22 protein-coding genes and 1 other RNA gene are annotated in these 24,931 nt (G+C 62.9%); 13 read left to right on the forward strand and 10 right to left on the reverse strand.

The window, feature by feature from the left end:
* Positions 1 to 26: 26 nt before the first annotated feature.
* The gene (gene aqpZ, locus HU766_RS10940) at positions 27 to 725 is read left to right on the forward strand and encodes an aquaporin Z (RefSeq protein WP_033699378.1); all 699 of its coding nucleotides are present in this window, start codon (positions 27 to 29) and stop codon (positions 723 to 725) included.
* On the opposite strand, the gene guaD is transcribed toward aqpZ, so the two are convergent.
* From guaD to xdhA, 4 genes are all read right to left on the reverse strand, one after another.
* A complete protein-coding gene (guaD, locus tag HU766_RS10945; protein ID WP_033699377.1) occupies positions 722 to 2,026 on the reverse strand; it encodes a guanine deaminase in 1,305 nt (434 codons plus the stop codon). The genes aqpZ and guaD overlap by 4 nt on opposite strands.
* A gap of 10 nt (positions 2,027 to 2,036) precedes the next feature.
* On the reverse strand, positions 2,037 to 2,882 hold the full coding sequence (xdhC, locus tag HU766_RS10950) for a xanthine dehydrogenase accessory protein XdhC (RefSeq protein ID WP_095063711.1): 846 nt from the start codon (positions 2,880 to 2,882) through the stop codon (positions 2,037 to 2,039).
* A gap of 175 nt (positions 2,883 to 3,057) precedes the next feature.
* The gene (xdhB, locus tag HU766_RS10955) at positions 3,058 to 5,457 is read right to left on the reverse strand and encodes a xanthine dehydrogenase molybdopterin binding subunit (RefSeq protein WP_186656404.1); all 2,400 of its coding nucleotides are present in this window, start codon (positions 5,455 to 5,457) and stop codon (positions 3,058 to 3,060) included.
* Positions 5,450 to 6,904, reverse strand: a complete 1,455-nt coding sequence (gene xdhA, locus HU766_RS10960) for a xanthine dehydrogenase small subunit (RefSeq protein WP_186656407.1) — start codon at positions 6,902 to 6,904, stop codon at positions 5,450 to 5,452. Before xdhA ends, xdhB begins: the two co-directional genes overlap by 8 nt.
* A gap of 267 nt (positions 6,905 to 7,171) precedes the next feature.
* On the opposite strand from xdhA, the gene HU766_RS10965 reads away from it, so the two are divergent.
* The 7 genes from HU766_RS10965 (at position 7,172) to HU766_RS10995 (ending at position 17,418) form a co-directional block, all read left to right on the forward strand.
* A complete protein-coding gene (locus HU766_RS10965) occupies positions 7,172 to 7,831 on the forward strand; it encodes a GntR family transcriptional regulator (RefSeq protein WP_033699372.1) in 660 nt (219 codons plus the stop codon).
* A gap of 2 nt (positions 7,832 to 7,833) precedes the next feature.
* Complete coding sequence (gene smc / locus HU766_RS10970; protein ID WP_033699370.1) at positions 7,834 to 11,322, forward strand: chromosome segregation protein SMC; 3,489 nt, start codon at positions 7,834 to 7,836, stop codon at positions 11,320 to 11,322.
* Between the two features lie 204 nt (positions 11,323 to 11,526).
* Positions 11,527 to 12,408, forward strand: a complete 882-nt coding sequence (zipA, locus tag HU766_RS10975; protein ID WP_095063709.1) for a cell division protein ZipA — start codon at positions 11,527 to 11,529, stop codon at positions 12,406 to 12,408.
* A 236-nt stretch (positions 12,409 to 12,644) separates the two neighbouring features.
* Positions 12,645 to 14,975, forward strand: coding sequence for an NAD-dependent DNA ligase LigA (gene ligA / locus HU766_RS10980; protein WP_186656424.1), 2,331 nt, complete (start codon positions 12,645 to 12,647; stop codon positions 14,973 to 14,975).
* Between the two features lie 276 nt (positions 14,976 to 15,251).
* An RNA gene (gene ffs, locus HU766_RS10985) (signal recognition particle sRNA small type) lies at positions 15,252 to 15,348 on the forward strand.
* A gap of 253 nt (positions 15,349 to 15,601) precedes the next feature.
* On the forward strand, positions 15,602 to 16,180 hold the full coding sequence (locus HU766_RS10990) for a GNAT family N-acetyltransferase (protein WP_186656427.1): 579 nt from the start codon (positions 15,602 to 15,604) through the stop codon (positions 16,178 to 16,180).
* 68 nt (positions 16,181 to 16,248) lie between these two features.
* Positions 16,249 to 17,418, forward strand: a complete 1,170-nt coding sequence (locus HU766_RS10995) for an MFS transporter (protein ID WP_186656431.1) — start codon at positions 16,249 to 16,251, stop codon at positions 17,416 to 17,418.
* Here the strand turns inward: HU766_RS10995 and HU766_RS11000 are convergent.
* The gene (locus HU766_RS11000; protein ID WP_186656434.1) at positions 17,365 to 17,808 is read right to left on the reverse strand and encodes a helix-turn-helix domain-containing protein; all 444 of its coding nucleotides are present in this window, start codon (positions 17,806 to 17,808) and stop codon (positions 17,365 to 17,367) included. The genes HU766_RS10995 and HU766_RS11000 overlap by 54 nt on opposite strands.
* An 81-nt stretch (positions 17,809 to 17,889) precedes the next feature.
* On the opposite strand from HU766_RS11000, the gene HU766_RS11005 reads away from it, so the two are divergent.
* A complete protein-coding gene (locus HU766_RS11005) occupies positions 17,890 to 18,375 on the forward strand; it encodes a DUF2938 domain-containing protein (RefSeq protein WP_186656436.1) in 486 nt (161 codons plus the stop codon).
* Positions 18,376 to 18,390: 15 nt separating this feature from the next.
* Here HU766_RS11005 and HU766_RS11010 read toward each other — a convergent pair whose 3' ends face one another.
* Positions 18,391 to 18,570 carry a hypothetical protein gene (locus tag HU766_RS11010; protein WP_186656438.1) on the reverse strand — a complete coding sequence of 60 codons (180 nt, stop codon included), beginning with the start codon at positions 18,568 to 18,570 and terminating at the stop codon, positions 18,391 to 18,393.
* 29 nt (positions 18,571 to 18,599) lie between these two features.
* Positions 18,600 to 18,794, reverse strand: coding sequence for a hypothetical protein (locus HU766_RS11015; protein WP_186656440.1), 195 nt, complete (start codon positions 18,792 to 18,794; stop codon positions 18,600 to 18,602).
* Positions 18,795 to 19,206: 412 nt separating this feature from the next.
* Between HU766_RS11015 and HU766_RS11020 the strand changes: the two genes are divergently transcribed.
* The gene (locus HU766_RS11020; RefSeq protein ID WP_186656534.1) at positions 19,207 to 19,377 is read left to right on the forward strand and encodes a hypothetical protein; all 171 of its coding nucleotides are present in this window, start codon (positions 19,207 to 19,209) and stop codon (positions 19,375 to 19,377) included.
* Between the two features lie 38 nt (positions 19,378 to 19,415).
* On the opposite strand, the gene HU766_RS11025 is transcribed toward HU766_RS11020, so the two are convergent.
* On the reverse strand, positions 19,416 to 20,183 hold the full coding sequence (locus tag HU766_RS11025) for an ABC transporter substrate-binding protein (protein WP_186656442.1): 768 nt from the start codon (positions 20,181 to 20,183) through the stop codon (positions 19,416 to 19,418).
* Between the two features lie 123 nt (positions 20,184 to 20,306).
* Here HU766_RS11025 and dnaX point away from each other — a divergent pair, with 123 nt between their 5' ends.
* The 3 genes from dnaX to recR all read left to right on the forward strand — a co-directional run bounded on the left by dnaX (position 20,307) and on the right by recR (position 23,470).
* Positions 20,307 to 22,379 (forward strand): DNA polymerase III subunit gamma/tau, encoded by a 2,073-nt coding sequence (dnaX, locus tag HU766_RS11030; RefSeq protein WP_186656444.1) that lies wholly within the window; start codon positions 20,307 to 20,309, stop codon positions 22,377 to 22,379.
* Positions 22,380 to 22,443: 64 nt separating this feature from the next.
* Positions 22,444 to 22,779, forward strand: a complete 336-nt coding sequence (locus HU766_RS11035; RefSeq protein ID WP_008093501.1) for a YbaB/EbfC family nucleoid-associated protein — start codon at positions 22,444 to 22,446, stop codon at positions 22,777 to 22,779.
* An 88-nt stretch (positions 22,780 to 22,867) separates the two neighbouring features.
* Positions 22,868 to 23,470 carry a recombination mediator RecR gene (recR, locus tag HU766_RS11040; RefSeq protein ID WP_033699359.1) on the forward strand — a complete coding sequence of 201 codons (603 nt, stop codon included), beginning with the start codon at positions 22,868 to 22,870 and terminating at the stop codon, positions 23,468 to 23,470.
* A 40-nt stretch (positions 23,471 to 23,510) separates the two neighbouring features.
* Here the strand turns inward: recR and HU766_RS11045 are convergent, their stop codons facing one another.
* Entirely contained in the window at positions 23,511 to 24,059 is a 549-nt protein-coding gene (locus HU766_RS11045; protein ID WP_186656446.1) for an adenine phosphoribosyltransferase, read from the reverse strand.
* 53 nt (positions 24,060 to 24,112) lie between these two features.
* Positions 24,113 to 24,847: a Crp/Fnr family transcriptional regulator FnrA gene (fnrA, locus tag HU766_RS11050; RefSeq protein ID WP_033699356.1), complete on the reverse strand. Its 735-nt coding sequence runs from the start codon at positions 24,845 to 24,847 to the stop codon at positions 24,113 to 24,115.
* Positions 24,848 to 24,931: the final 84 nt, after the last annotated feature.

Consider the following 24,931-nt stretch of genomic DNA (forward strand, 5'->3'; position numbering starts at 1 on the left):
CGTTCAACTTCTTGAGGAATGGATTCATGAGCATGTCCCTCGGTAAACGCATGGGTGCCGAATTGATCGGCACCTTCTGGCTGGTCCTTGGTGGCTGTGGCAGTGCGGTACTCGCAGCCAGTTCCCCCCTCGGTATCGGCGTTCTCGGTGTTGCTTTCGCCTTCGGCCTTACAGTGCTGACCATGGCCTTCGCCATCGGCCACATTTCCGGCTGTCATCTAAACCCTGCCGTATCGTTCGGGCTGGTGGTGGGCGGGCGTTTCCCGGCCAAAGAGCTGCTGCCCTACGTGATCGCACAGGTAATCGGCGCCATCCTGGCTGCGGGTGTGATCTACCTCATCGCCAGCGGCAAGGCCGGTTTCGAGTTGTCTTCGGGATTGGCTTCAAACGGCTACGCCGACCACTCGCCCGGCGGCTACACACTGGGTGCGGGTTTCATCAGTGAAGTGGTGATGACGGCGATGTTCCTGGTGGTAATCATGGGCGCCACCGACTCCCGCGCCCCAGCAGGTTTCGCGCCGATTGCCATCGGCCTGGCCCTGACCCTGATCCACCTGATCTCCATTCCGGTGACCAATACTTCGGTCAACCCCGCGCGTAGCACGGGGCCGGCACTGTTCGTCGGCGGTTGGGCCCTGCAGCAACTGTGGCTGTTCTGGCTGGCGCCGCTGATCGGGGCTGCGATCGGCGGCGCGTTGTACCGGGGCCTGGCGAAAGAACCTTAGCGCTGGTGCACGCAACGCCCGGCGGCGTAGGTTTCCCGCACGGTGCGGTCATCGCCCAGGGTGGTGAGCACGAACAGGGTCTCTTCGATGCTGTTGGACTGCTGGATACGGTAGTCCAGCAGCGGCGTGGCCTTGTAGTCGAGCACGACGAAGTCGGCATCGTTGCCGGGGCGCAGGCTGCCGATGCGATCGTCCAGGCGCAGTGCGCGGGCGCCGCCGAGGGTGGCCAGGTACAGCGACTTGTAGGGGTGCAGGCGCGCGCCCTGCAACTGCATGACCTTGTACGCCTCGTTGAGGGTGTTGAGCAGCGAGAAGCTGGTGCCAGCGCCCACGTCGGTGCCCAGGCCCACGTTGACCTTGAAGCGCTCGGCCTGGGGCAGGTTGAACAGGCCGCTACCGAGGAACAGGTTGGACGTCGGGCAGAAGGCCACGGCCGAACCGGTTTCGGCCAGGCGCTGGCACTCGTCGTCGCACAGGTGCACGCCATGGGCGAACACCGAGCGCTCGCCGAGCAGCTCGAAGTGGTCGTACACGTCCAGGTAGCCCTTCTGCTCCGGGAACAGTGACTTGACCCAGTCTATTTCCTTGAGGTTTTCCGACAGGTGCGTGTGCATGTACACGCCTGGGTGCTCTTTGAGCAACTGGCCAGCGAGTGTCAGTTGCTCTGGCGTGCTGGTCGGTGCGAAACGTGGGGTCACCGCGTAGTGCAGGCGGCCCTTGCCGTGCCAGCGTTCGATCAATGCCTTGCTTTCGCTGTAACCGGACTCGGCCGTGTCAGTCAGGTAGTCAGGGGCATTGCGGTCCATCATCACCTTGCCGGCGATCATCCGCAGGTCGAGGCGCTCGGCTTCTTCGAACAGGGCGTTGACCGACTCCGGGTGCACGCTGCCAAACACCAGGGCGGTGGTAGTGCCGTTGCGCAGCAGTTCCTTGAGGAAGATTTTCGCGACCTGGTCGGCATGGCCCTTGTCGGCGAACTGTTTCTCGCACGGGAAGGTGTAGGTGTTGAGCCAGTCCAGCAGCTGTTCGCCGTACGAGCCGATCATGCCGGTCTGTGGGAAGTGGATGTGGGTATCGATGAAGCCTGGGGTGATCAGCGCATCCTGGTAATGCACCACTTCGATGCCAGCATCCAGGGTCGGCAGCAGGTCGCTGGCGTGGCCGAGGGCGCTGATGCGGCCATCGTCGACCACCAGCAGGCCGTCTTCGTAGTAGGCGTGGGAGGCGTCCAGGCCGACCTCGGCCGGGTCGGCGATGCTGTGCAGGATGGCGGCACGGTAGGCTTTGCGGGTTGCGGTCATAAAGCGCTCGTCAAATGGCTTGGCTGCGCCGGGAGGGCGGCAGCAACTGGGCAATGGGGCCGGCGTTGGCGGCAGCGTCATGCTGGCCGAAGCAGGCGTTGTAGGTGGCAATGATTTCACCGGCGATGGACACGGCGATCTCGATCGGCAGCTTGCCCTTGACCTCGGCAATGCCCATCGGGCAGCGCATGCGCGCCATGACGGCATCATCGAAGCCGCGCTCGCGCAGGCGGTGCTCGAACTTGGCCCGTTTGGTCTTCGAGCCGATCAGGCCGAACCAGGTGAAATCATTGCGTTTGAGAATGGCGGCGGTCAGTTCCAGGTCGAGCTGGTGGTTGTGGGTCATGACGATGCAGTAGCTGCCGGCTGGCAGGTCGGCCACTTCGTCGACGGGCTCCTCGTTGACCACCTTGGTCACCCCGTTGGGGATGAGCTCGGGAAACTCCTGTTCGCGCGAATCGATCCAGCGCACCCGGCAGGGCAACGCGGCGAGCAAGGGTACCAGAGCGCGGCCGACATGGCCCGCGCCGAACACCGCGATCTGCGCCTGCACGGCGGCCATTGGCTCGAACAGCAGCACGGTCACGCCGCCGCAGCACTGGCCGAGGCTTGCACCCAGGCTGAAGCGCTCCAGGTGCGGGGTGGTGCGCTGGTCTTCGAGCATTTGCCGGGCGATATGCAGGGCCTTGTATTCCAGGTGGCCGCCGCCGATGGTATCGAACAGCGCGGTGGCGCTGACGACCATTTTCGAGCCGGCGTTACGCGGGGTAGAGCCGCGCTCCTCGATGATGGTCACCAGCACGCAGGGTTCACCGCGGGACTGGTGGTCGGCGAGGGCGTTGATCCATTGGTGCATGATCCAACCTCTCTTCTGTCTACGCGGGCCTTGTGTAGGAGCGGCCTTGCGTCGCGAAAGGGCTGCGCAGCGGCCCCAGGATTTCAGCTTCGCTGCTGAGCTGGCTGGGGCCGCTTCGCGCCCCGTTCGCGACGCAAGGCCGCTCCTACACACACACACACAACGGAGCGCAGGCTCAGTGGCTAACGGTTTCCAGTTCCTGCGATGCAGGCTGCGCGGCGGCCACCGCCTTGCGCATCTGCTCGCAACCCCACAACACCCGCTCTGGCGTTGCCGGGGCATCAACCTGGGGTTGCAGGCGATAGTCGGCAATGCTGGCCACGGCGTCCTTGATCGCGCACCAGGCGGCGATGCCAAGCATGAATGGCGGCTCGCCCACGGCCTTGGAATGGAACACCGTGTCTTCCGGGTTCTTGCGGTTTTCCACCAGCTTCACGCGCAGGTCCAGCGGCATGTCGGCCACCGCCGGCACTTTGTAGCTGGCCGGGCCGTTGGTCATCAACTTGCCCTTGGCATTCCACACCAGCTCTTCGGTGGTCAGCCAGCCCATGCCCTGGATGAAACCGCCTTCCACCTGGCCGATATCGATGGCCGGGTTCAGCGAGGCGCCGACGTCATGCAGGATGTCGGCGCGCAGCATCTTGTATTCGCCCGTCAGGGTGTCGACGACCACTTCCACGCAGGCTGCACCGAAGGCGAAGTAGTAGAACGGCCGGCCGCGAGCCTGGCTGCGGTCGTAGAAAATCTTCGGCGTACGGTAGAAGCCGGTGCTCGACAGCGACACCTGGGCAAAGTACGCCTGCTGCACCAGTTGCTCGAAGCTGACGATCTGCTCACGCACGCGCACATGGCCGTTGCGGAACTCGACGTCTTCCTCGGTCACCTGGTAATGCCGTGCGGCGAACTCGGTCAGGCGCTTCTTGAGGATTTCGGCGGCGTTCTGCGCGGCCTTGCCGTTCAGGTCGGCGCCGCTGGAAGCTGCGGTAGGCGAGGTGTTGGGGACCTTGTCGGTGTTGGTGGCGGTGATCTGGATGCGGTCGATGTCGACCTGGAAGATCTGCGCCACCACCTGCGCCACCTTGGTGTTCAGGCCCTGGCCCATCTCGGTGCCGCCGTGGTTCAGGTGGATACTGCCGTCGGTGTAGATGTGGATCAGCGCACCGGCCTGGTTGAGGAAGGTGGCGGTGAACGAGATACCGAACTTGACCGGGGTCAGCGCCAGGCCCTTCTTGAGAATCGGGCTGTTGCCATTGAAGCGGCGAATCGACTCGCGCCGCTCGGCGTAATCGCTGCTGGCCTCAAGCTCGGCGGTCATCTCTTCGAGCATGTTGTGCTCGACGGTCTGGTAGTAGTGGGTGACGTTGCGGTCGGTCTTGCCGTAGTAGTTGGCCTTGCGCACCGCCAGCGGGTCGCGGCCCAGGTGGCGGGCGATATGGTCCATCACCTGCTCGATGGCGACCATGCCCTGCGGGCCGCCAAAGCCGCGGTAGGCGGTGTTGGAGGCGGTGTTGGTCTTGCAGCGGTGGCCGTGCACGGTGGCATCGCCCAGGTAGTAGGCGTTGTCGGAGTGGAACATGGCGCGGTCGACGATCGAACCGGACAGGTCGGGCGAGTAGCCGCAGTTGCCGGCCAGGTCGAAATTGATGCCGTGCAGGCGGCCAGTGTCATCGAAGCCCACGTCGTACTCAACATAGAACGGGTGGCGCTTGCCGGTCATCATCATGTCTTCGACGCGCGGCAGGCGCATCTTGGTTGGCTGGCCGGTCAGGCGCGCAACCACCGCACACAGGCACGCCGGGCTGGCGGCTTGGGTTTCCTTGCCGCCGAAACCACCGCCCATGCGGCGCATGTCGAGGACGATCTTGTTCATCGGCACGTCCAGCACTTCGGCGACCAGCTTCTGCACCTCGGTGGGGTTTTGCGTGGAGCAGTAGACGATCATGCCGCCGTCCTCGGTCGGCATCACCGAGGAGATGTTGGTTTCCAGGTAGAAGTGCTCCTGGCCGCCGATATGCAGGGTGCCTTGCAGGCGGTGCGGGGCGCTGGCCAGGGCGGCGGCGGAGTCACCGCGCTGGTGGGTGTGGCTGTCGAGCACGAAGTGCTTCTTGCGAAACGCTTCGACCACATCCAGTACCGGCTCCAGGTCTTCGTACTCGATGATGGCCGCCATCGCTGCGCGGCGGGCGGTTTCCAAGTCGCGGGCAGCCACGGCGAGCACCGGCTGGCCGAAGAATTCGACCTTGTCGATGGCCAGCAGCGGGTCGCCGGCCACCACCGGGCCGATGTCCTTGAGGCCGGGGATGTCTTCGTGGGTGATGGCGATGCGTACACCCTCGAAGGCATAGCACGGCGTGGTGTCGACACGCAGGATGCGCGCATGGGCGCGGTCGGCGGTGCGCGCATAGACGTGCAACTGGTTGGGGAATTCCAGGCGGTCATCGATGTACACCGCTTCGCCAGCCACGTGCTTGTCGGCACTGTCGTGCTTGACGCTGCGGCCGACCCCGGTGGTCAGGTCCTGGCTGAACAGTTCGGCCATCTCGGCCTGGCTCTTGGCTACGTGATGGTTAGACATAAGCGGTCACCCGGGTTTCGATGTGCGGTGTTTGCTGTTCGATGAAGTACTTGCGCAACAGGTTCTGTGCGGTCAGCAGGCGGTACTCTTTGCTGGCGCGGAAGTCGCTGAGCGGGGTGAAGTCTTCGGCCAGCGCCTGGCAGGCGCGCTCGATGCTGGCCTGGTTCCACGCTTTGCCGCGCAGGGCTGCTTCGCAGGCACGTGCACGCTTTGGAATGGCGGCCATGCCGCCGAAGGCGATCCGCACGCCGCTGACCACACCGTTCTCGATGCTCAGGTTGAACGCTGCGCACACGGCGGAAATGTCGTCGTCCAGGCGCTTGGACACTTTATAGGCGCGGAAGGCCCAGTCATCGCTGGCGCGCGGCACGATGATCTTCTCGATGAACTCGCTGTCCTGGCGCGCGGTGATGCGGTAATCGATGAAGTAGTCTTCCAGCGCCAGGGTGCGCTGGCGTTCGCCCTGGCGCAGCACCACCTGGGCATCCAAGGCAATCAGCAGGGGCGGCGAGTCGCCAATCGGCGAGGCGTTGCCGATATTGCCGCCCAAGGTGCCCTGGTTGCGGATCTGCAGCGAGGCAAACCGGTGCAGCAGGTCGCCAAAGTCGGGGTACTCGGCATTGAGCGCTTCATAGCAGTCGGTGAGCGGGGTAGCCGCGCCGATTTCCAGGTGGCTGGCGGTCTTGTCGATGCGCTTGAGCTCGGCCACGTGGCCGACATAGATCATCACCGGGAGCGTTTTGTGGAACTGGGTCACTTCCAGTGCCAGGTCGGTACCACCGGCCAGCAGGCGTGCTTCGGGGTGCGAGCTGTACAGGTCGGCCAGGTCGGCCACGGTCAACGGCACCAGGCAGCGCTTGTCGCCACTGTTGAGCTCGCCGGTCTGGGTCGGCGCGATGGCCTTGAGGCGGCTGATGGTCTGGGCTTGCTGGGCGTCGAACTGGTCGCGGCAAGGCTGGCGGCAGCTTTGCTCGGCAGCATCGAGGATCGGCCGGTAGCCGGTGCAGCGGCATAGGTTGCCGGCCAGGGCTTCCTGGGCCAGGTGCAGGTCGGGGCCTTGGCTGTTTTTCTGCAGGGCGAACAGCGACATGACGAAGCCTGGGGTGCAGAAGCCGCATTGCGAACCATGGCAGTCGGCCATGGCTTTTTGCACGCTGTGCAGTTCGCCCTGGTGCTTGAGGCCTTCGACGCTGATCAACTGCTTGCCATGCAGCGAAGACACGAAGGTCAGGCACGAATTGAGGCTGCGGTAGCGCAGGGTGTCCTGGCCCTGGTCGTCCTGGGTCAGTTCGCCGACCACCACGGTGCATGCACCGCAGTCACCACTGGCACAGCCTTCCTTGGTGCCGGGTTTGCCCAGGTGCTCGCGCAGGTATTGCAGCACCGTCATGTTTGGGTCCAGGGCGTGCTCATTACGCAGCTCCTGGTTGACGAGAAACTGGATCACGGGGGTGGCCTCGCAATGGTTTTATTGTTGTTGGGCGGACAATAAGCAGACCTGACGAACTGGTCAATATTTTTCTGACTCAAAGGTCAGGAAAATACGCATCTCTACACCCGGCCCTACACATGGCCTTTACTACAAGCATAGATCGCGCCGGGCAGGCGGCTGTCTGGCAGGCCAAATAAAGCGCAAGGCCCCTCTGCGCGCGTGCCGGTCAAGTACGCTACAATCCGCCCCTTGTGCCCAGTTCAATGATTTTGAAGGAAAACCATGACGTTCAAGGCCCCGGACAGCCTCTCCGAGCAGATTGCCGATTACCTGGCCGAACGCATCATCCGCGGCGAGCTGGCGCCAGGCGAGCGCATCCAGGAGCAAAAGGTCACCCAGGCGCTGAATGTCAGCCGCGGTTCGGTGCGTGAGGCACTATTGATCCTCGAACGTCGGCATCTGGTCGCGATTTTGCCGCGCCGTGGCGCCCATGTGACCAAGCTGGACGAGCGCAGCGTGCGCAGCCTGTGCAACCTGATGGGCGAGTTCTACATCCTGCTGGGCAACGCCGTTGCACAAAAATGGCGCCTTGAGGCTGATCTGCGCCCGTTTCTGGAGATCCAGCAGCGTCTGCAGCTAGCCCGCGACAAACGGGACATCAAGGTGTTCGTTGCCGAAAGCTTCGCGGTGATGCGGGCGGCCTATCCGTTCGCCGACAACCCTTACCTGCAGGAAACCGTAGAAAACCTGCAGCCGGCCATGAGCCGCGCCTACTACTTGGCCCTGGACCAGCGCCAGGCCAGCACCGACGACTACTTGCAGCTGTTCGCCTGCCTGCTCGAGGCCGTGGTCTCGCGCGACCTGCCGCGCATCCGCGAGGTGCTCACCGCTTACTGCCAGCGCAGCTGTGAACTGGTGCTGGCGGCGTTGGCCCGGGCCTGACCATGCGCCTCAAATGCATTCGCCTGGCCGGGTTCAAGTCGTTCGTCGACCCGACCACGGTCAACTTCCCCAGCAACATGGCGGCCGTGGTCGGCCCCAACGGTTGCGGCAAGTCCAACATCATCGACGCGGTGCGCTGGGTGATGGGCGAGAGCTCGGCGAAAAACCTGCGCGGCGAGTCGATGACCGACGTCATCTTCAACGGTTCCACCAGCCGCAAGCCGGTCAGCCAGGCCAGCATCGAGCTGGTGTTCGACAACAGCGACAACACCCTGGTAGGTGAATACGCGGCCTACGCCGAGATTTCCATCCGCCGCAAGGTGACCCGCGACGCGCAGAACAGCTACTACCTCAACGGCGCCAAATGCCGTCGCCGCGATATCACCGATATCTTCCTCGGCACCGGCCTTGGGCCGCGCAGCTACTCGATCATCGAGCAGGGCATGATCTCCAAACTGATCGAAGCCAAGCCCGAGGAGCTGCGCAACTTCATCGAGGAGGCGGCGGGCATCTCCAAGTACAAGGAGCGCCGTCGCGAAACCGAAAACCGCATCCGCCGCACCCAGGAAAACCTGGCGCGCCTGACCGACCTGCGCGACGAGCTGGAGCGCCAGCTCGAACGCCTGCACCGCCAGGCCCAGGCCGCCGAGAAGTACCGCGAGTACAAGGCCCAGGAACGCCAGCTCAAGGCGCGCCTGTCGGCCCTGCGCTGGCGCGACCTGGACGAACGCGTACGCCAGCGCGAAGCGGTGATCGGCGACCAGGATGTGTCCCACGAGGCCTTGGTGGCCGAGCAGCGTAACGCCGACGCCAGCATCGAGCGCCTGCGCGATGGCCATCACGAATTGTCCGAACGCTTCAACCAGGTCCAAGGCCGCTTCTATTCGGTGGCAGGCGATATCGCCCGGGTCGAGCAGAGCATCCAGCACGGCCAACAGCGCCTGCGCCAATTGCAGGACGACTTCAAGGAAGCCGAGCGCACGCGCCTGGAGACCGAGTCGCACCTGGGCCATGACCGCACCCTGCTGGCTACCCTTGGCGAAGAACTGGCCATGCTGGTGCCTGAGCAGGAAATGACCCTGGCAGCCGCCGAAGAGGCCGCCGCCACCCTCGAAGAAGCCGAGCTGGGCATGCACGGCTGGCAAGAGCAGTGGGACAGCTTCAACACCCGCTCCGCCGAGCCCCGGCGCCAGGCGGAAGTGCAGCAGGCGCGCCTGCAGCAGCTGGAAACCAGCCTGGAGCGCCTGGCAGAGCGCCAGCGCAAGCTGGGTGAAGAGCGCGACCTGTTGGGCGCTGAGCCACAGGATGCCGCCCTGCTCGAACTGGCCGAACAGTTGGCCAGTAGCGAAATGCTGCTGGACGAGTTGCAGGTGTCCGAAGAGCAAGTGGTCGAGCGCCTCGAAGGCACGCGCGAGCAGTTGCAGCAGGCCACCCAGGCGCAACAGCAGGCGCAGGGCGACCTGCAACGTCTGGGTGGTCGCCTGGCATCGTTGGAGGCCTTGCAGCAGGCTGCGCTGGAGCCTGGCGTAGGCGCCGCAGACTGGTTGCGCGAGCAAGGCCTGGCGCAGCGCCCCCGCCTGGCGGAAGGGCTGCGGGTCGAGCCGGGCTGGGAGCTGGCAGTAGAAACGGTGCTTGGCGCCGACCTGCAGGCGGTGCTGGTCGATGACTTCAACAACCTCGATTTCGCCGACCTGGAGCAAGGCGAGTTGCGCTTGCTGCTGGCCGGCGGCGAGGGTGCGCGGCTGGCGGGCAGCCTGCTGGACAAGGTCGAAGGGCGTACCGACCTGACGCCCTGGCTGGGGCAGGTAAAGCCGGTCGATGACCTGGCCCAGGCGCTGGCGCTGCGGGCCACCCTGAATGAAGGGCAAAGCCTGGTCAGCCGTGACGGTTACTGGGTGGGCCGGCATTTTTTGCGGGTCAGCCGAGGTGGCGAAGCCGAAGGCGGGGTGTTGGCCCGCGGCCAGGAAATCGAACGCCTGGGCCAGGAGCAGTTGGAGCAGCAAGCCGCCCTGGAGCATCTTGAGCAACAGCTTCAAGGCCTGCGCGAGCAGCAGTTGGGCTTTGAAGAGCAGCGCGAGCAGTTGCGCCGCCGTACCCAGGAAGAGAGCCGCCAGCATGGCGAGTTCAAGGCCAGCCTGTCGGCCAGCCGTGCCCGTGCCGAGCAAGTCGAATTGCGCCGCCGCCGTCTGCAGGAAGAACTGACCGAACTGCAGGAGCAGCGCGCCCTGGAACACGAGCAACTGGGCGAGGCGCGGCTGGTGCTGCAGGAAGCCCTGGACCTCATGGCCCAGGACACCGAACAGCGCGAGCAGTTGATGGCCCGTCGCGATACCTTGCGCGAAGGCCTCGATCGCGTTCGCCAGGAGGCGCGCCAGCACAAGGACCATGCCCACCAGCTGGCCGTGCGCCTGGGCTCGCTGCGGGCCCAGCATGACTCCACCCGTCAGGCCCTGGAGCGCTTGGAGCAGCAGGCCGCACGCCTGACCGAGCGCCAGGAGCAACTGAGCCTGAACCTGGAGGAGGGCGAAGCACCCCTCGAAGAGTTGCGCCTGAAGCTCGAAGAGCTGCTGGAGCGGCGCATGAGCGTCGACGAGGAAATGCGCCAGGCCCGCCTGCACATGGACGAGGCCGACCGTGCACTGCGCGACGCCGAAAAACGGCGCAGCCAGGCCGAGCAGCAAGCCCAACTGCTGCGCGGCCAGCTGGAGCAGCTGCGTTTGGAGTGCCAGGGCCTGGATGTGCGGCGCAAGACCCTGCAAGAGCAATTGCTGGCCGACGGTTACGACCTGCAAGGCGTGCTTGCCACGCTCGAAGCCGACGACAGCGAACAGGGCACCGAGCAGGCGCTGGAACAGACCGAGGCGCGTATCCAGCGCCTGGGCGCGATCAACCTGGCAGCGATCGAAGAATACGAGCAACAGTCCGAGCGCAAGCGCTACCTGGACGCGCAGAACGCCGACCTGGTCGAAGCGCTGGAGACCCTCGAAAACGTCATCCGCAAGATCGACAAGGAAACCCGCAACCGCTTCAAAGATACCTTTGATCAGATAAATGCTGGATTACAGGCACTTTTTCCAAAAGTTTTCGGTGGTGGCAGCGCTTATCTGGAACTGACGGGCGAAGATCTACTCGATACAGGGGTGACGATCATGGCGCGACCACCGGGCAAGAAGAACAGCACCATCCATTTGCTGTCCGGTGGCGAGAAGGCACTGACCGCCCTGGCGCTGGTGTTTGCCATTTTCAAGTTGAACCCCGCACCGTTCTGCATGCTCGACGAGGTCGATGCGCCGCTGGACGATGCCAACGTCGGGCGTTACGCGCGGCTGGTGAAGGAAATGAGTGAGAGCGTGCAGTTCATCTACATCACCCATAACAAGATTGCCATGGAGATGGCGGATCAATTGATGGGGGTAACCATGCACGAGCCCGGCTGCTCCCGCCTGGTGGCGGTGGATGTGGAGGAGGCGATGGCAATGGTCGACGCCTGATGAGCGAAGATACGGCACATTCTGTAGTGAAATGGCCCCGTCATGTGCGACAGACGGTGTAAAGTTCTCTTTGGTCGTGCTAGCTTAATGTCACTCGTTTTTTGCGTGGGTAAAACGCCTGTCAGAACATAGAGTTGGCGCCACGTGTTAAAGGGCTTTGAACCCTTTGTTTTCAAGCATATTTTTATAGAGGCACGGGATTACATGGAAATCGGTCTGCGCGAGTGGCTGATCCTCATCGGCATCATTGTCATTGCCGGTATTCTTTTCGACGGCTGGCGCCGCATGCGCGGCGGAAAAGGCAAGTTGAAATTCCGCCTGGATCGCAGTTATACCAACGCCCCCGACGAAGAGGGCGGCGCCGAAGTGCTCGGCCCGTCGCGGGTGTTGGATAACCACAAGGAACCAGAACTGGACGAGAGCGACCTGCCCTCGCTCAGTGCGTCGTCGCGTGATCGCGAGCGCGAGCCCAAGCCGGTCAAGGCCAGCAAACGTGGCAAACGTGCCGCAGAAGTGCCGCAGGGTGACTTGAACCTGGTGGCCGAGTCGCGCGAGCCTGACCTGTTTGCCGATGCCGATGATGACTTTGCTGCCGACAACAACCGCAACAGCGGTGCGTCGTCCGCCAACAACACGGTCAAGGAATTGCCCCCCGCTGAAGAAGTGCTGGTGATCAGCGTTATCTCCCGCGACGAGGGTGGCTTCAAAGGGCCGGCGTTGCTGCAGAACATTCTCGAGAGCGGCCTGCGTTTTGGCGAGATGGACATCTTCCACCGCCACGAGAGCATGGCCGGCCACGGCGAAGTACTGTTCTCCATGGCCAACGCGGTGAAGCCCGGTATTTTCGACCTGGACGATATCGACCACTTCAGCACCCGTGCGGTGAGCTTCTTCCTGGGCCTGCCGGGCCCGCGTCATCCGAAGCAGGCGTTCGACGTGATGGTTGCAGCGGCGCGCAAGTTGGCCCATGAGCTCAATGGTGAACTCAAGGATGATCAGCGCAGCGTGCTGACCGCCCAGACCATCGAGCATTACCGCCAGCGCATCGTCGAGTTCGAGCGCCGCGCGCTGACCCAGAAGCGCTGATAGATCCAGACAAAGAGCAGCCTGCGGGCGCGCTGGTCGGTTCAGGTTTTGAGTGTGCCTGTACTGACCCTTTCGCGGGTCAAGCCCGCTCCCACAGGTACACCGTAAGCCTTGCAGGCAGTGGTGTACCTGTGGGAGCGGGCTTGACCCGCGAAAGGGTCGGCATTGACAACCTCAAACCCTGTTCTGGCACGGTGCCCCAAGGCTGCTTTTTGCTTTGCAAGAGACCCTGACCCATGACCGCCGAATCCCGAATCCACGCCCTGCGCGCCGCACTCGACCAGCATAACTACCGCTACTACGTGCTCGATGAGCCCAGCGTGCCCGATGCCGAATACGACCGCCTGTTCAACGAACTCAAGGCGCTAGAGGCTGAGCACCCGCACCTGGTGACGCCCGACTCGCCAACCCAGCGCGTCGGCGGCCAGGCCTTGGCCGCGTTCAGCCAGGTGCGTCATGAAGTGCCCATGCTCAGCCTGGGCAACGCCTTCGAAGAAGCCGACCTGCGTGAATTCGGCCGTCGTGTGGTCGACGGCCTCGACCAGCCAGGTGCGGTCGACTTCAGCTGCGAACCCAAGCTCGATGGCCTGGCTGTGAGCCTGCTGTACCGTGACGGCCAATTGGTGCAGGGCGCTACCCGCGGCGACGGCACGACCGGTGAAGACATCAGTGCCAACGTGCGCACCGTGCGCAACATCCCGCTAAAGCTCCAGGGCGAAGGCTGGCCGGCGGTGCTGGAAGTGCGTGGCGAGGTGTACATGAGCAAGGCCGGTTTCGACCGGCTCAATGCGGCCCAGGCAGAGGCGGGCGGCAAGACCTTCGCCAACCCGCGTAACGCTGCGGCCGGTAGCCTGCGCCAGCTGGACTCGAAAATCACCGCCAGTCGCCCGCTGGAGTTCTGCTGCTACGGCGTAGGTCAGGTGTCCGAAAGCATCGGCGACAGCCACATTGGCATCCTCGAACAGCTCAAGGCCTGGGGCCTGCCGGTCAGCCGTGAGCTCAGGCATGCCGCCGGCATCGAAGAGTGCCTGGCGTACTACCGCGACATCGGCGAGCGCCGCAACAGCCTGCCTTACGAAATCGACGGTGTGGTGTTCAAGGTCAACAGCCTGGCGTCCCAGCGTGAGCTGGGCTTCCGCGCCCGCGAGCCGCGCTGGGCGATTGCCCACAAGTTCCCGGCCATGGAAGAGCTGACCGAAGTGCTGGATGTCGAATTCCAGGTCGGCCGCACGGGGGCGGTAACCCCTGTGGCGCGTCTGAAGCCGGTCAAGGTGGCTGGTGTGACCGTGTCTAACGCCACCCTGCACAACATGGACGAAATCGCCCGCCTGGGCCTGCGCATCGGCGATACGGTCATCATTCGCCGCGCCGGTGATGTCATCCCGCAAGTCATGCAAGTGGTGCTCGAGCGCCGTCCCGAAGATGCCCGCCCGGTCGAAGTGCCGAGCGAGTGCCCGGTGTGTGGCTCGCAGGTCGAGCGTACCCAGCTGGTCAAACGCAGCAAGGGCAAGGAAACCACCAGCGAAGGCGCGGTGTACCGTTGCGTCGGCCGGCTGGCCTGTGGCGCTCAGCTCAAGCAGGCGATCATCCACTACGTTTCGCGCCGCGCGATGGATATCGACGGCCTGGGCGAGAAGAGTGTCGAGCAGTTGGTGGACGAAGGGTTGATCGGCTCGCCGGCGGACCTGTACAAGTTGGAATTCGACCAGATCGTTGGCCTGGAAGGGTTTGCCGAGGTGTCCAGCAAGAAGCTGCTGGATGCCATCGAAGCCAGCAAGCGCCCGAGCCTGGCGCGTTTCATCTATGCCCTGGGTATTCCAGATGTGGGTGAAGAGACTGCCAAGGTGCTGGCGCGCTCGCTGGGTACGCTGGAGCGGGTGCAGCAGGCCCTGCCGCAGGTGCTGACCTACCTGCCGGACATCGGCCTTGAAGTGGCTTACGAGATCCACAACTTCTTTGAAGACGAACACAACTGCAAGGTCATCGAACAGTTGCTCGCGTGTGGCATGCAATTGCAGGACGAAGGCGACCTGGCCGCCGAGTTTGCTGCCAGCACCACCTTGGCTGGGATGATCGCCAAGCTCGACATTCCCTCGGTCGGCCCGACCGGCGCTGAAAAGCTGGTGGCCAAGCTCGATAGCCTGGACAAGATTATCGCTGCCGATGGCATCGACTTGCGCCAGGCCTTGGCTGCCAAGCAGGCCGAGGCGGTGCGCGAGTTCTTCAAGGACGAAGCGAACCAGAAGTTGGCGCGGGCCATCGAGGCCCAGTTGCTGGCGTTCGGCATGCACTGGCACAGCGAGAAGAAAGTCGCCGAAGGGCTGCCGCTTGCGGGGCAGACCTGGGTGTTGACCGGCACCCTGGAGCGCATGAGCCGCGACATTGCCAAGGAGAAGCTGGAAAGCCTTGGCGCCAAGGTTGCCGGTTCCGTTTCCGGCAAGACCCACTGCGTGGTCGCCGGCCCAGGCGCGGGCTCCAAGCTGGCCAAGGCCAGTGAGCTGGGGGTGAAGGTGCTGGACGAAGACGCGTTCATTGCCTTCCTCGGCGAGCAAGGCATCACCCTCTGACCCTGCGCGGACCTCGTAGGAGCGGCCTTGCGTCGCGAAAGGGGCGCGAAGCGGCCCCAGCAATCTCTGCGGCGAAGCTGAAATCCAGGGGCCGCTGCGCGACCCTTTCGCGACGCAAGGCCGCTCCTACAAAGGCCGTCGTTCGCCAAGGTACCTCCGAATTCAAACAAGTCATTGAGAAATGATGACTTTTTCTCCGGCCAGAGGTTGTAACTTCGCCTCAGACCGGTACAATGGCGCGGCTCGCTGCTTAGCGAGTCGCGTTAGTGGTGGCCCCATCGGTCCCCCCGCATTGATTACCCGTTAACCTGGTCAGGCCCGGAAGGGAGCAGCCATAGCGGGAACATCGAGTGCCGGGGTGTGGCTGGTGGGGCCGCCTCCATTTTTGGGGTCCTAAAACCTCAGCCTTTCAGACTAAGGCCTTCCCTCTGGCCTGTTCTGCGCTCCTGCTGTTGCCAACTTCTGCAATCGCTGAAATTCAAGACTGCCACTTTCGGACACGTTGCCGCGCTCGGGTTGCCCTCATGCACGTTGTAGCCGCTGGGCAGTTGAGAATATCCGGACGCTATGTAAGGGTTGGGCTGCGCCTGCATCCCAGATCGCCTACATGAATGGACTCCGCGAAAATGCACAGCCTACCGATCCTCGAAACTCCGCGCCTCATACTTACGCCGCTGCAGCTCGGTGACGCGGACGCCATTCAGCAACTGTTCCCACACTGGGACATTGTTCGCTACCTGGACAGCCGCGTACCTTGGCCTTACCCAGAAGACGGCGCGCTGGTCTACGTCCGAGACATCGCATTACCCGCCATGAACGCCGGGTGTGAATGGCATTGGATGATTCGCCTGAAGACGGAGCCTGCGCAGATCATCGGAAGCATCAGTCTCTATGACCAGCCGGGCAACAACCGTGGCTTCTGGCTTGCACAGGCATGGCAGAAAAACGGCTACATGCGGGAGGCCTGCGGGGTCATCAACCACTACTGGTTCGAAACGCTTGGGCGTTGCGTCATGCAGGTGCCCAAGGCCGCGAGCAATGACCGATCGCGCAGTGTTTCCGTGCACGAAGGCATGCGGCTGGTGGGAACTGAAGAGGGCCATTTCGTCTGTGGCCCCGTGCTCAAGCAGATCTGGGAGTTGAGCCGTGAGCAGTGGCGTCGACGGGGCGGGCGTTTAGGTAATGAAGTGACGATCTCAACGTAAGCAAATGCTTGCCTTTGCCTGTGCCTTGCCGTGATAAAAAACAGCACCTACCCGCAAGGACTGCTTTCATGAGGTTTCAGCCATTCACGGTGTTCTGCATCGCGTGCTTCCTGCTGTCCATCAGCTATGGCACGACGTTCCTGCTCTCGATGCTGGTACAGACGCTGGGCGGGACTGCAAGCGATGCCGGGCAGGTATTCGCTGTTGCCATGCTAAGTACGTTGCTCTCTGTGCTCGGCTCGGGGCACCTGCTGCAGCGCTTTGGCGCTGCTCGCAGCATCGCTGTGGGGGCGCTCTGCCTGGTCGGGTCATCAGTGGGCTTTGCCATGGTCTCAAGCCTGGGCATCGCTTTGTTGGCATGCGGCTTGATGCTTGGCATCGGCTGGGGGGTGTTCTACACCATTGGCCCCATCATGGTGACGCAAATGGTCGAGCCCACGCGCCGTACCCATTGTTTTGCACTGCTCTCTGGCAGCATGCTGACCGGCATTGGCACCGGGCCCTTGCTGGGCAAGTTCGCCGCTTTTGTTGCACTGCCTACCCAGCTCGCGTTCTGGGTGGCGGCGTGCGCTGCAGGGTTGGCGGGGTTGTACTTTGCTTGGCTCGCTTCGACTTCTCAGGGGCAGCGACCTGCTGAGAAGGTGCAAATCGGGTTGGCGTCCGCGCTCAAAGTGATGAGCTCGCGCTCTGGGCTGTCGATCCTGATGGTAGGGCTAGGCGGGGCAATCTTCGGCACCATGGGCAGTTTCCAGACCAGCTATGCCGCCCGCCTGGGGCTTGATTACTCGACCTTCTTCATTGGCTTCATGGGCGCTGCGATCTCCTGCAGGCTCCTGCTGGCCGGCTGGGTCGTGAAGCAACACCCGCTGGCGACCTCCTGGGTTTTAACCTTGATCATGGCAACGGCCGTGCTGGGGTTCGACCAGTGGGTGCACAGCACGGAAAGTTATCTGGCCATGGCCGTTCTTCTGGGCGTGGGTTACGGCCTGAATTACTCGGTGATCAACGGGCTGGCTGCCAACGAGGCACCGGCAGGGCTTACGGCACAAGCGCTGCTGCTGTTCAGCTTGTCGTATTTCATCGGTGTGTTCGGCTTCCCCTACGTCGCCAGCCAATTGATCACGCAGCTTGGGATCAACGCGATGATGCTGAGCATTGAAGGCGTGGCGTTCCTGGTCGTAGGGCTAAGTACGGCCAGGTGGCTGGCTTCGCGCTTTTCCAGGCCTGCTCTGGTGTAGGTGTTTTTCCCCAAGGGCGCCTGCTGCTGACAGCTTCATCAAACGCTGAAATTTCGGACAGGCCAGGTGATCTACCTCAGGGCACTGCGCTGCATGCCGCAGCCCCTTGCTCATGGCCCGCAAGCGTTTGACCCGGGTGTCGATTTCGTCCGCCTTGGCTATCAGCATCTGTCGATCGACCTGAAGGTCCACCAGCATCGCCCCGATCTCATCCAGGGAAAACCCTGATGCTTGCCCCAAGGCGATCAGTGCCAGCCTATCCGCAATGTCGGCGGCGAACTGGCGTCGCTGGCCACGCCCGGCGAGCGACGTGAGCAGGCCTTTCTTTTCGTAGTAACGCAGGGTCGACGCAGGGACGCCTGTGCGTTTGGCGACATCGGCAATGTCCATCGAGGTCCTTGACTTGAAGTTGACTTCAACTTCTATGCTGCGCGGCAGGTAACTGAACGTCAATCCTAGGGGGCTGAATCAATGACGCTTGCCATGCTACAAGCCGCTTTGCTGATCGGGGTCGGCGCCACCGTGATCATGGACCTATGGGGCGTGTTGCTGCGGCGCTTGGGCATCGCCACCTTGAATTTCGCCATGGTCGGGCGTTGGGCGGGGCATTTGATGAAGGGGCGAGCGCGGCATGAGGCGATTGCCAAGGCGGAGCCTGTGGCCAACGAGGTGGCCTGGGGTTGGCTGATTCACTATGGCATCGGTGTGCTGTTTGCGGTGATGTTGGTGGGGATGGTCGGGGAGGGCTGGCTGAGTGCGCCGACGCTGTGGCCTGCGCTGGCGTGGGGTGTGGTGACAGTGGCGGCGCCGCTGTGCTTCATGCAGCCGTTGATGGGGGCAGGGTTCTTTGCCTCCAGAACGCCGACGCCTGGGCGTAACTGCCTGAAGAGTCTGGTGACGCATTCGGTGTTTGGGGTTGGGTTGTTTTTGAGTGCCGGTTTGATTGCGGTTGTGTGAAGACAGTGCTCAGGCTTACAGCAGTCGCAAGATCAAGAGGCCCGCAAGAAACAACGCCAAAGCAAAGCCCGCACCGAGGCTGAACGGCAATAGCGCTGACCAAGGAGAAAACGATCTGGCCTTGCGCATGTCTTCGGCCAGGGCCTCTACTTCGCGATGGGATTGCTCAACCCTATCTTGAGTGGAACGCGGCATGATCTTTCCTCTTGCCAAAACGAGCGTGCTTAGAGTTTAACCAGCAGGGTCATGATACCCGCAATGGCAGTCAAAATGACCGAGCCGGTTGCGAAGGGGTGCCAGAACGCTTCTTGTCTAAGCTTGCGCTCTTCTGCCATGAATTTAAGTGCTTCTGCAGCTAGCTTGCGATTCTCGATCTGTAGTTTGTCGAGTTCCAGATTGTCTCGATCATCTTGGAGCATGAGGCTGTCTTTTTGAGGGGTAGCGGTAATTATGCGGCATCACTGTTAAGGGTCGATATCGCTCTCTACACCAGATCTTGTAGTCCAATCACCAGCAAAGAAGTTTCCTACATTCGTATAGGCGACTTCCTGCTGTATCTGTAAGGCTCGCAGAAATATCCTACGCATCCCGTCGACTCGCGTCTGATTGTCCTGGGGAACCCCACCCCATAGGCTTTTGCGGTCGCTGTCGGTCCAGCGATCGGGTGTGGAAGCCCGGGAAAGACTTGGAGCAGTTGTCTGTTATGGCAGCTGTGCGCGGGAGGTATTCATACCTGCCGGGTTTTCCATGTGCCTGGTCTTCCACCCCGCGTACAGTTGTCACCCTAATGCGTGGAAGCAAAAGGGTGCAGCTCACCCACATGGAGCCTGCATGAAAAAAATCGTCCCCGACCCACTCCATACCTTCGACTTGCCCCCGGGCAAGTCCCTTTCCCGCGCCATCAGCGAAGGCATCGTGCCAATGCACTTCGCGCTGATGAATGTCTCCCACTACCTGATGTTCGCCTACAGCGACAGCCGCCGAGTTGAGCGTCAGCACTGACCGATTGTCGCGTAGGGCGCAAGGCCGCTATCACATCATCACGGCCTTGGCGCTGCGGCATTCCCGGCATACCCCGCAGCCCGATACCGCTGGCTGATCCGCTCGATCTCCCCCGTCTGCTTCATGCGCACCAGCGCCCTGAGAACCCCCTGCGTCGGTACCGCCGGGTCGCTGCGCACCATGCACCCCAGCTCCTGCTCCTCCAGCACCGCCAGCACCTGCAACTGCTGCCCCGCCGGCAAGCTGTGGTTGAACCACTGCAACGACAGTTCATTGCTCACCGCATGCAGGTATCGCCCCGCGTGCAGCTTCTGCAGGGCCAAAAGTTGGCTGCGGCTGTCTTCGCGGTGCAGCCGGCCCTGTTCGAACAACGGCTGCAGGGTTGAATAGGCATAACCCAGCACGGTGCCGATGGCTTGCGGCGCCAGTTGTTCCGGGCGGGTGGGGCCGGCTTCGCCAGCGCCGCCAACCAGCACGTCGCGCTGATGAATCAACGGGATGCTCCAGACATAATTGCCCGGCCGATCATGAAACCATTGGGGGCTGACATAACAGCGCACGTCGATATCGCCGCTCTCTATGGCCTCCTGCAGGCGCAGGCGTGCCAGTACGTGATACTCCGGGCGTACACCTGCTTCCCGGGCAATGGCCTGCATCAGGTCGAACAGCAAACCCTCCACCGGTTTGTCGCCTTCGACGCGCATCAGCGGCATGCTCCAGCTCTCGGCGACGGAAAAACGCAGCACCGGTTGTTCGGCCAGGCTGTGGGTGGCCCAGAGCAATAGCAGGGGCAACAGTCTTCGCAAGGCACATCCTCCCTGGATAGCGCGCCAGTTTCATAGCTTAGACCAGTCGCGCAGGGTGCAATTTCGGCCCCGCTCCGCTAGCATTAGCGATCTTCCGCTCGATCAGGCTACGATGGTTTTTCGATGAGTTATCAGGTTCTTGCACGAAAATGGCGTCCGCGCTCGTTCCGCGAAATGGTCGGCCAGGCCCATGTGCTCAAGGCCTTGATCAATGCCTTGGACAACCAGCGCCTGCACCATGCCTACCTGTTTACCGGCACCCGTGGCGTGGGCAAGACTACCATTGCCCGCATCATCGCCAAATGCCTGAACTGCGAAACCGGCATCACCTCCACGCCCTGCGGCACCTGTTCGGTGTGCCGGGAGATCGACGAAGGCCGCTTCGTCGACCTGATCGAGATCGACGCCGCCAGCCGCACCAAGGTCGAAGACACCCGCGAGCTGCTGGATAACGTGCAATATGCCCCGAGCCGTGGGCGCTTCAAGGTCTACCTGATCGACGAAGTGCACATGCTCTCGACCCACTCGTTCAACGCCTTGCTCAAGACGCTGGAAGAGCCGCCGCCCTACGTCAAGTTCATCCTCGCCACCACCGACCCGCAGAAATTGCCGGCGACCATCCTCTCGCGCTGCCTGCAGTTCTCGCTGAAGAACATGAGCCCGGAGCGGGTGGTCGAACACCTCAGCCATGTGCTCACCGCCGAAAGCGTGCCGTTCGAGCCCGATGCCCTGTGGTTGCTTGGCCGCGCCGCCGATGGCTCGATGCGCGATGCCATGAGCTTGACCGACCAGGCCATCGCCTTCGGTGAAGGCAAGGTGCTCGCCGCCGATGTGCGCGCCATGCTGGGCAGCCTCGACCACGGCCAGGTCTACGGGGTGTTGCAGGCACTGCTCGAAGGCGATGCGCGGGCGCTGCTGGAGGCCGTGCGCAACCTTGCCGAGCAAGGCCCGGACTGGAGCGGTGTGCTGGCCGAGATGCTCAATGTGCTGCACCGTGTCGCCATCGCCCAGGCGCTGCCAGAGGCGGTGGACAACGGCCAGGGCGACCGTGACCGCGTGTTGGCGCTGGCCCAGGCGCTACCGGCCGAGGACGTGCAGTTCTATTACCAGATGGGCCTGATCGGCCGTCGCGACCTGCCCTTGGCGCCCGACCCGCGCGGCGGCTTCGAGATGGTCCTGCTGCGGATGCTGGCCTTCCGCCCGGCCGATACCGACGATGCACCGAAGCCGGTGCTAAAGCCGGTGGGGGTCAGCCAAGCCACAGCTGATCCTGCAACCCCGGTGGCAGCGGCGCTGGTGGCCCCTGCGCCGCCAGTCGCAGAGCCCGTGGTGCCGGTCGTCGCGCAAGCTGTGCCGGCCCCGGCCGCGCCGGCCGTCGAGCAGGCGCCTGCGGTTGATCAGCCCGCGCCTGTCGTTGAGGTGCCCGTAGAGACCGCAGCACCGGCGCCGGAGCCCGTCGCCGAGGTCATCGACCTGCCTTGGGAAGAGCCTGTAGCGCCTATAGCGCCTGTGCAGCCGGTTGCTGCCGCCCCCGAGCACGTTGTTGCGCCGCAGCCTGCCGTGGCCGAGCCACAGCGTGATCAGCCGGCCTACGACGAGCCGCCGTTCGACCCGTCCGCCTATGCAGCGGCGGGCATGGACCGTGATGACGAGCCGCCGGCGGACGAAGACTATTACATCGGTGACAGCGACCCGGTCGGCTTCAGTTACCTCGATGAACTGGCCGAGCATGTTCAGGAAGAGCAGGCCAAACCCGCTGCCGAACCGCTGCCGGCCGCCAAGCCGGCCACCGGCCTGGCCCTGCAATGGCTGGAATTATTCCCACAGTTGCCTGTCTCCGGTATGACAGGCAACATCGCGGCAAACTGTACGTTGATGGCCGCCGACGGCGACGACTGGCTGCTGCACCTGGACCCTGGCCAGGGCGCGCTGTTCAACGCCACCCAGCAGCGGCGTCTGAACGAGGCGCTCAATCAGCACCTTGGGCGTAACCTGAACCTGCGTATCGAGCTGATTCGCCCAGAGCAGGAAACCCCGGCCCAGGCGGCCTCGCGCAAACGTGCCGAGCGCCAGCAAGACGCGGTGGTGTCGATCGAGCAGGATCCGTTGATCCAGCAGATGATCAAGCAGTTCGGTGCCAAGGTGCGACAGGATACTATTGAGCCTGTAGAGGCCCTGGCCAATCAGGGCCAGTAACGGATAACCATGCGGCCGGCCCGGTGCCAGGCCGCATCACACGACCCAATCGAGGTATACCCCCATGATGAAAGGTGGCATGGCCGGCCTGATGAAGCAGGCTCAGCAGATGCAGGAAAAAATGGCCAAGATGCAGGAAGAACTGGCCAACGCCGAAGTGACCGGCCAATCCGGTGGTGGCTTGGTGAGTGTGGTGATGACCGGTCGTCACGACGTGAAGCGCGTCAGCATCGACCAAAGCCTGATGTCGACTGATGAAGACGACAAGGAAGTGCTCGAAGACCTGATCGCTGCCGCACTGAACGACGCGGTACGCAAGGTGGAGCAGAGCAGCCAGGAAAAAATGGGCGGCATGACCGCTGGCATGCAGTTGCCACCGGGCTTCAAGATGCCGTTCTGATCGACCTTTTGCGTCAAATGGGGAGTAACGGCCGTAGGGTCGTTGCTCCCTTGTTCATTCTGTTCCCCCGACTTGCAGGCCTGTCTACATGAGCTTCAGCCCACTGATCCGCCAACTGATCGACGCTTTGCGCACCCTGCCGGGTGTCGGCCAGAAAACCGCCCAGCGCATGGCCCTGCAGTTGCTCGAACGCGACCGCAGCGGCGGCCTGCGCCTGGCTCAGGCGCTGACCCAGGCCATGGAAGGGGTGGGCCATTGCCGCCAATGCCGCACCCTGACCGAGCAGGAACTGTGCCCGCAGTGTGCCGACCCGCGCCGTGACGACACGCAATTGTGTGTGGTCGAGGGGCCGGTTGATGTGTATGCAGTGGAGCAGACCGGTTACCGCGGCCGCTATTTCGTGCTCAAGGGGCACCTGTCGCCACTCGATGGCCTGGGGCCTGAGGCGATCGGTGTGCCGCAGCTGATGGCGCGGATCGAAGCGCAGGGCACCTTTACCGAGGTGATCCTGGCGACCAACCCGACGGTGGAAGGGGAGGCGACGGCGCATTACATCGCCCAGTTGCTGAACGAGAAAGGCCTGGTGGCGTCGCGGATTGCCCATGGCGTGCCGCTGGGGGGCGAGCTGGAGTTGGTGGATGGCGGGACGCTGGCGCATGCCTTTGCAGGGCGCAGGCCGATTTCACTCTGATTTCAGATCTTGGGGCTGCAAAGCAGCCCCGGTATGTAACTCAATTTTCGTTCAGCGAAAACTCGATCAGGCAGAACGTCGGCACACCCGCCGCCTGCAGCCGGCGCGAACCTTCCAGCTCTGGCAGGTCAATGATCGCCGCCGCCTCAAACACTTGGGCCCCGGTACGACGCACCAGGTTCGCCGCCGCCAGCAGCGTGCCGCCAGTGGCAATCAGGTCATCGAAAATCAGCACCGAGTCGCCTTCACACAGGCTGTCGGCATGCACTTCGAGGAAGGCCTCGCCATACTCGGTCTGGTAACCCTCGCAAAGCACGTCAGCCGGCAGCTTGCCTTGTTTGCGGAACAGGATCAGCGGCTTGTTCAACTGGTGGGCGATGATCGAGCCGATCAGGAAGCCGCGCGCGTCCATGGCGCCGATGTGGCTGAACTCAGCCTCGACATACCGCTCGATGAACTGGTCGGCGACATAGCGCAGCCCGCGCGGGGACTGGAACAACGGGGTGATGTCGCGAAAGATCACGCCCGGTTTGGGGAAGTCCACTACCGGGCGGATCAGGGCTTTGAGGTCGAAGGCTTCGCTGTGCATTGGTGCGGGTATCCTGGAAAAACGATTGCGCCAGTATACCCGTTAACCCAGGCTCAGGCGTCCATTGCACCGCCGGCCAGTGCACACAGCTGGATCGGGTCGAGGATATGCACTTCCTTGCCTTCGGCGCGCAGCAGGCCGTTTTGCTGGAAGCGGGTGAACACCCGCGACACGGTTTCCACCGCCAGGCCCAGGTAATTGCCGATTTCGTTGCGCGACATGCTCAGGCGGAACTGGTTGGCCGAATAGCCGCGGGCGCGGAAGCGCGCGGACAGGTTGACCAGGAAGGTGGCGATGCGTTCGTCGGCGGTTTTCTTCGACAGCAGCAGCATCATCTGCTGGTCGTCACGGATCTCGCGGCTCATTACCCGCATCAACTGGCGGCGCAACTGCGGCAGTTGCACCGAGAGTTCGTCGAGGCGCTCGAAGGGGATTTCGCACACCGACGTGGTCTCCTGGGCCTGGGCCGACACCGGGTAGGCCTCGGTGTCCATGCCGGACAGGCCGACCAGCTCGCTGGGCAGGTGGAAGCCGGTGATCTGCTCTTCGCCGCTGTCACTGAGGCTGAAGGTCTTGAGGGCGCCGGAACGTACTGCATAGACCGAGCCGAAATTGTCACCCTGGCGGAACAGGAACTCGCCTTTTTTCAGCGGCCGGCCACGTTTGACGATTTCATCCAGTGCATCCATGTCTTCCAGGTTGAGCGAAAGAGGCAGGCACAGGGGGGCCAGGCTGCAATCCTTGCAATGGGCCTGGGCATGTGGGCGCAGTTTAACTGGCTCGGACATTTTCAATCGATCCTTGTGGGAAAGCACACATAAGACGTAAGGGTAACTCACGGCGTGGGTGTAGGCCAGCGGGCGCTATTGTGG

Source organism: Pseudomonas sp. SWRI77, from assembly GCF_014269105.1.
In the GTDB taxonomy this organism is placed as follows: domain Bacteria; phylum Pseudomonadota; class Gammaproteobacteria; order Pseudomonadales; family Pseudomonadaceae; genus Aquipseudomonas; species Aquipseudomonas capeferrum.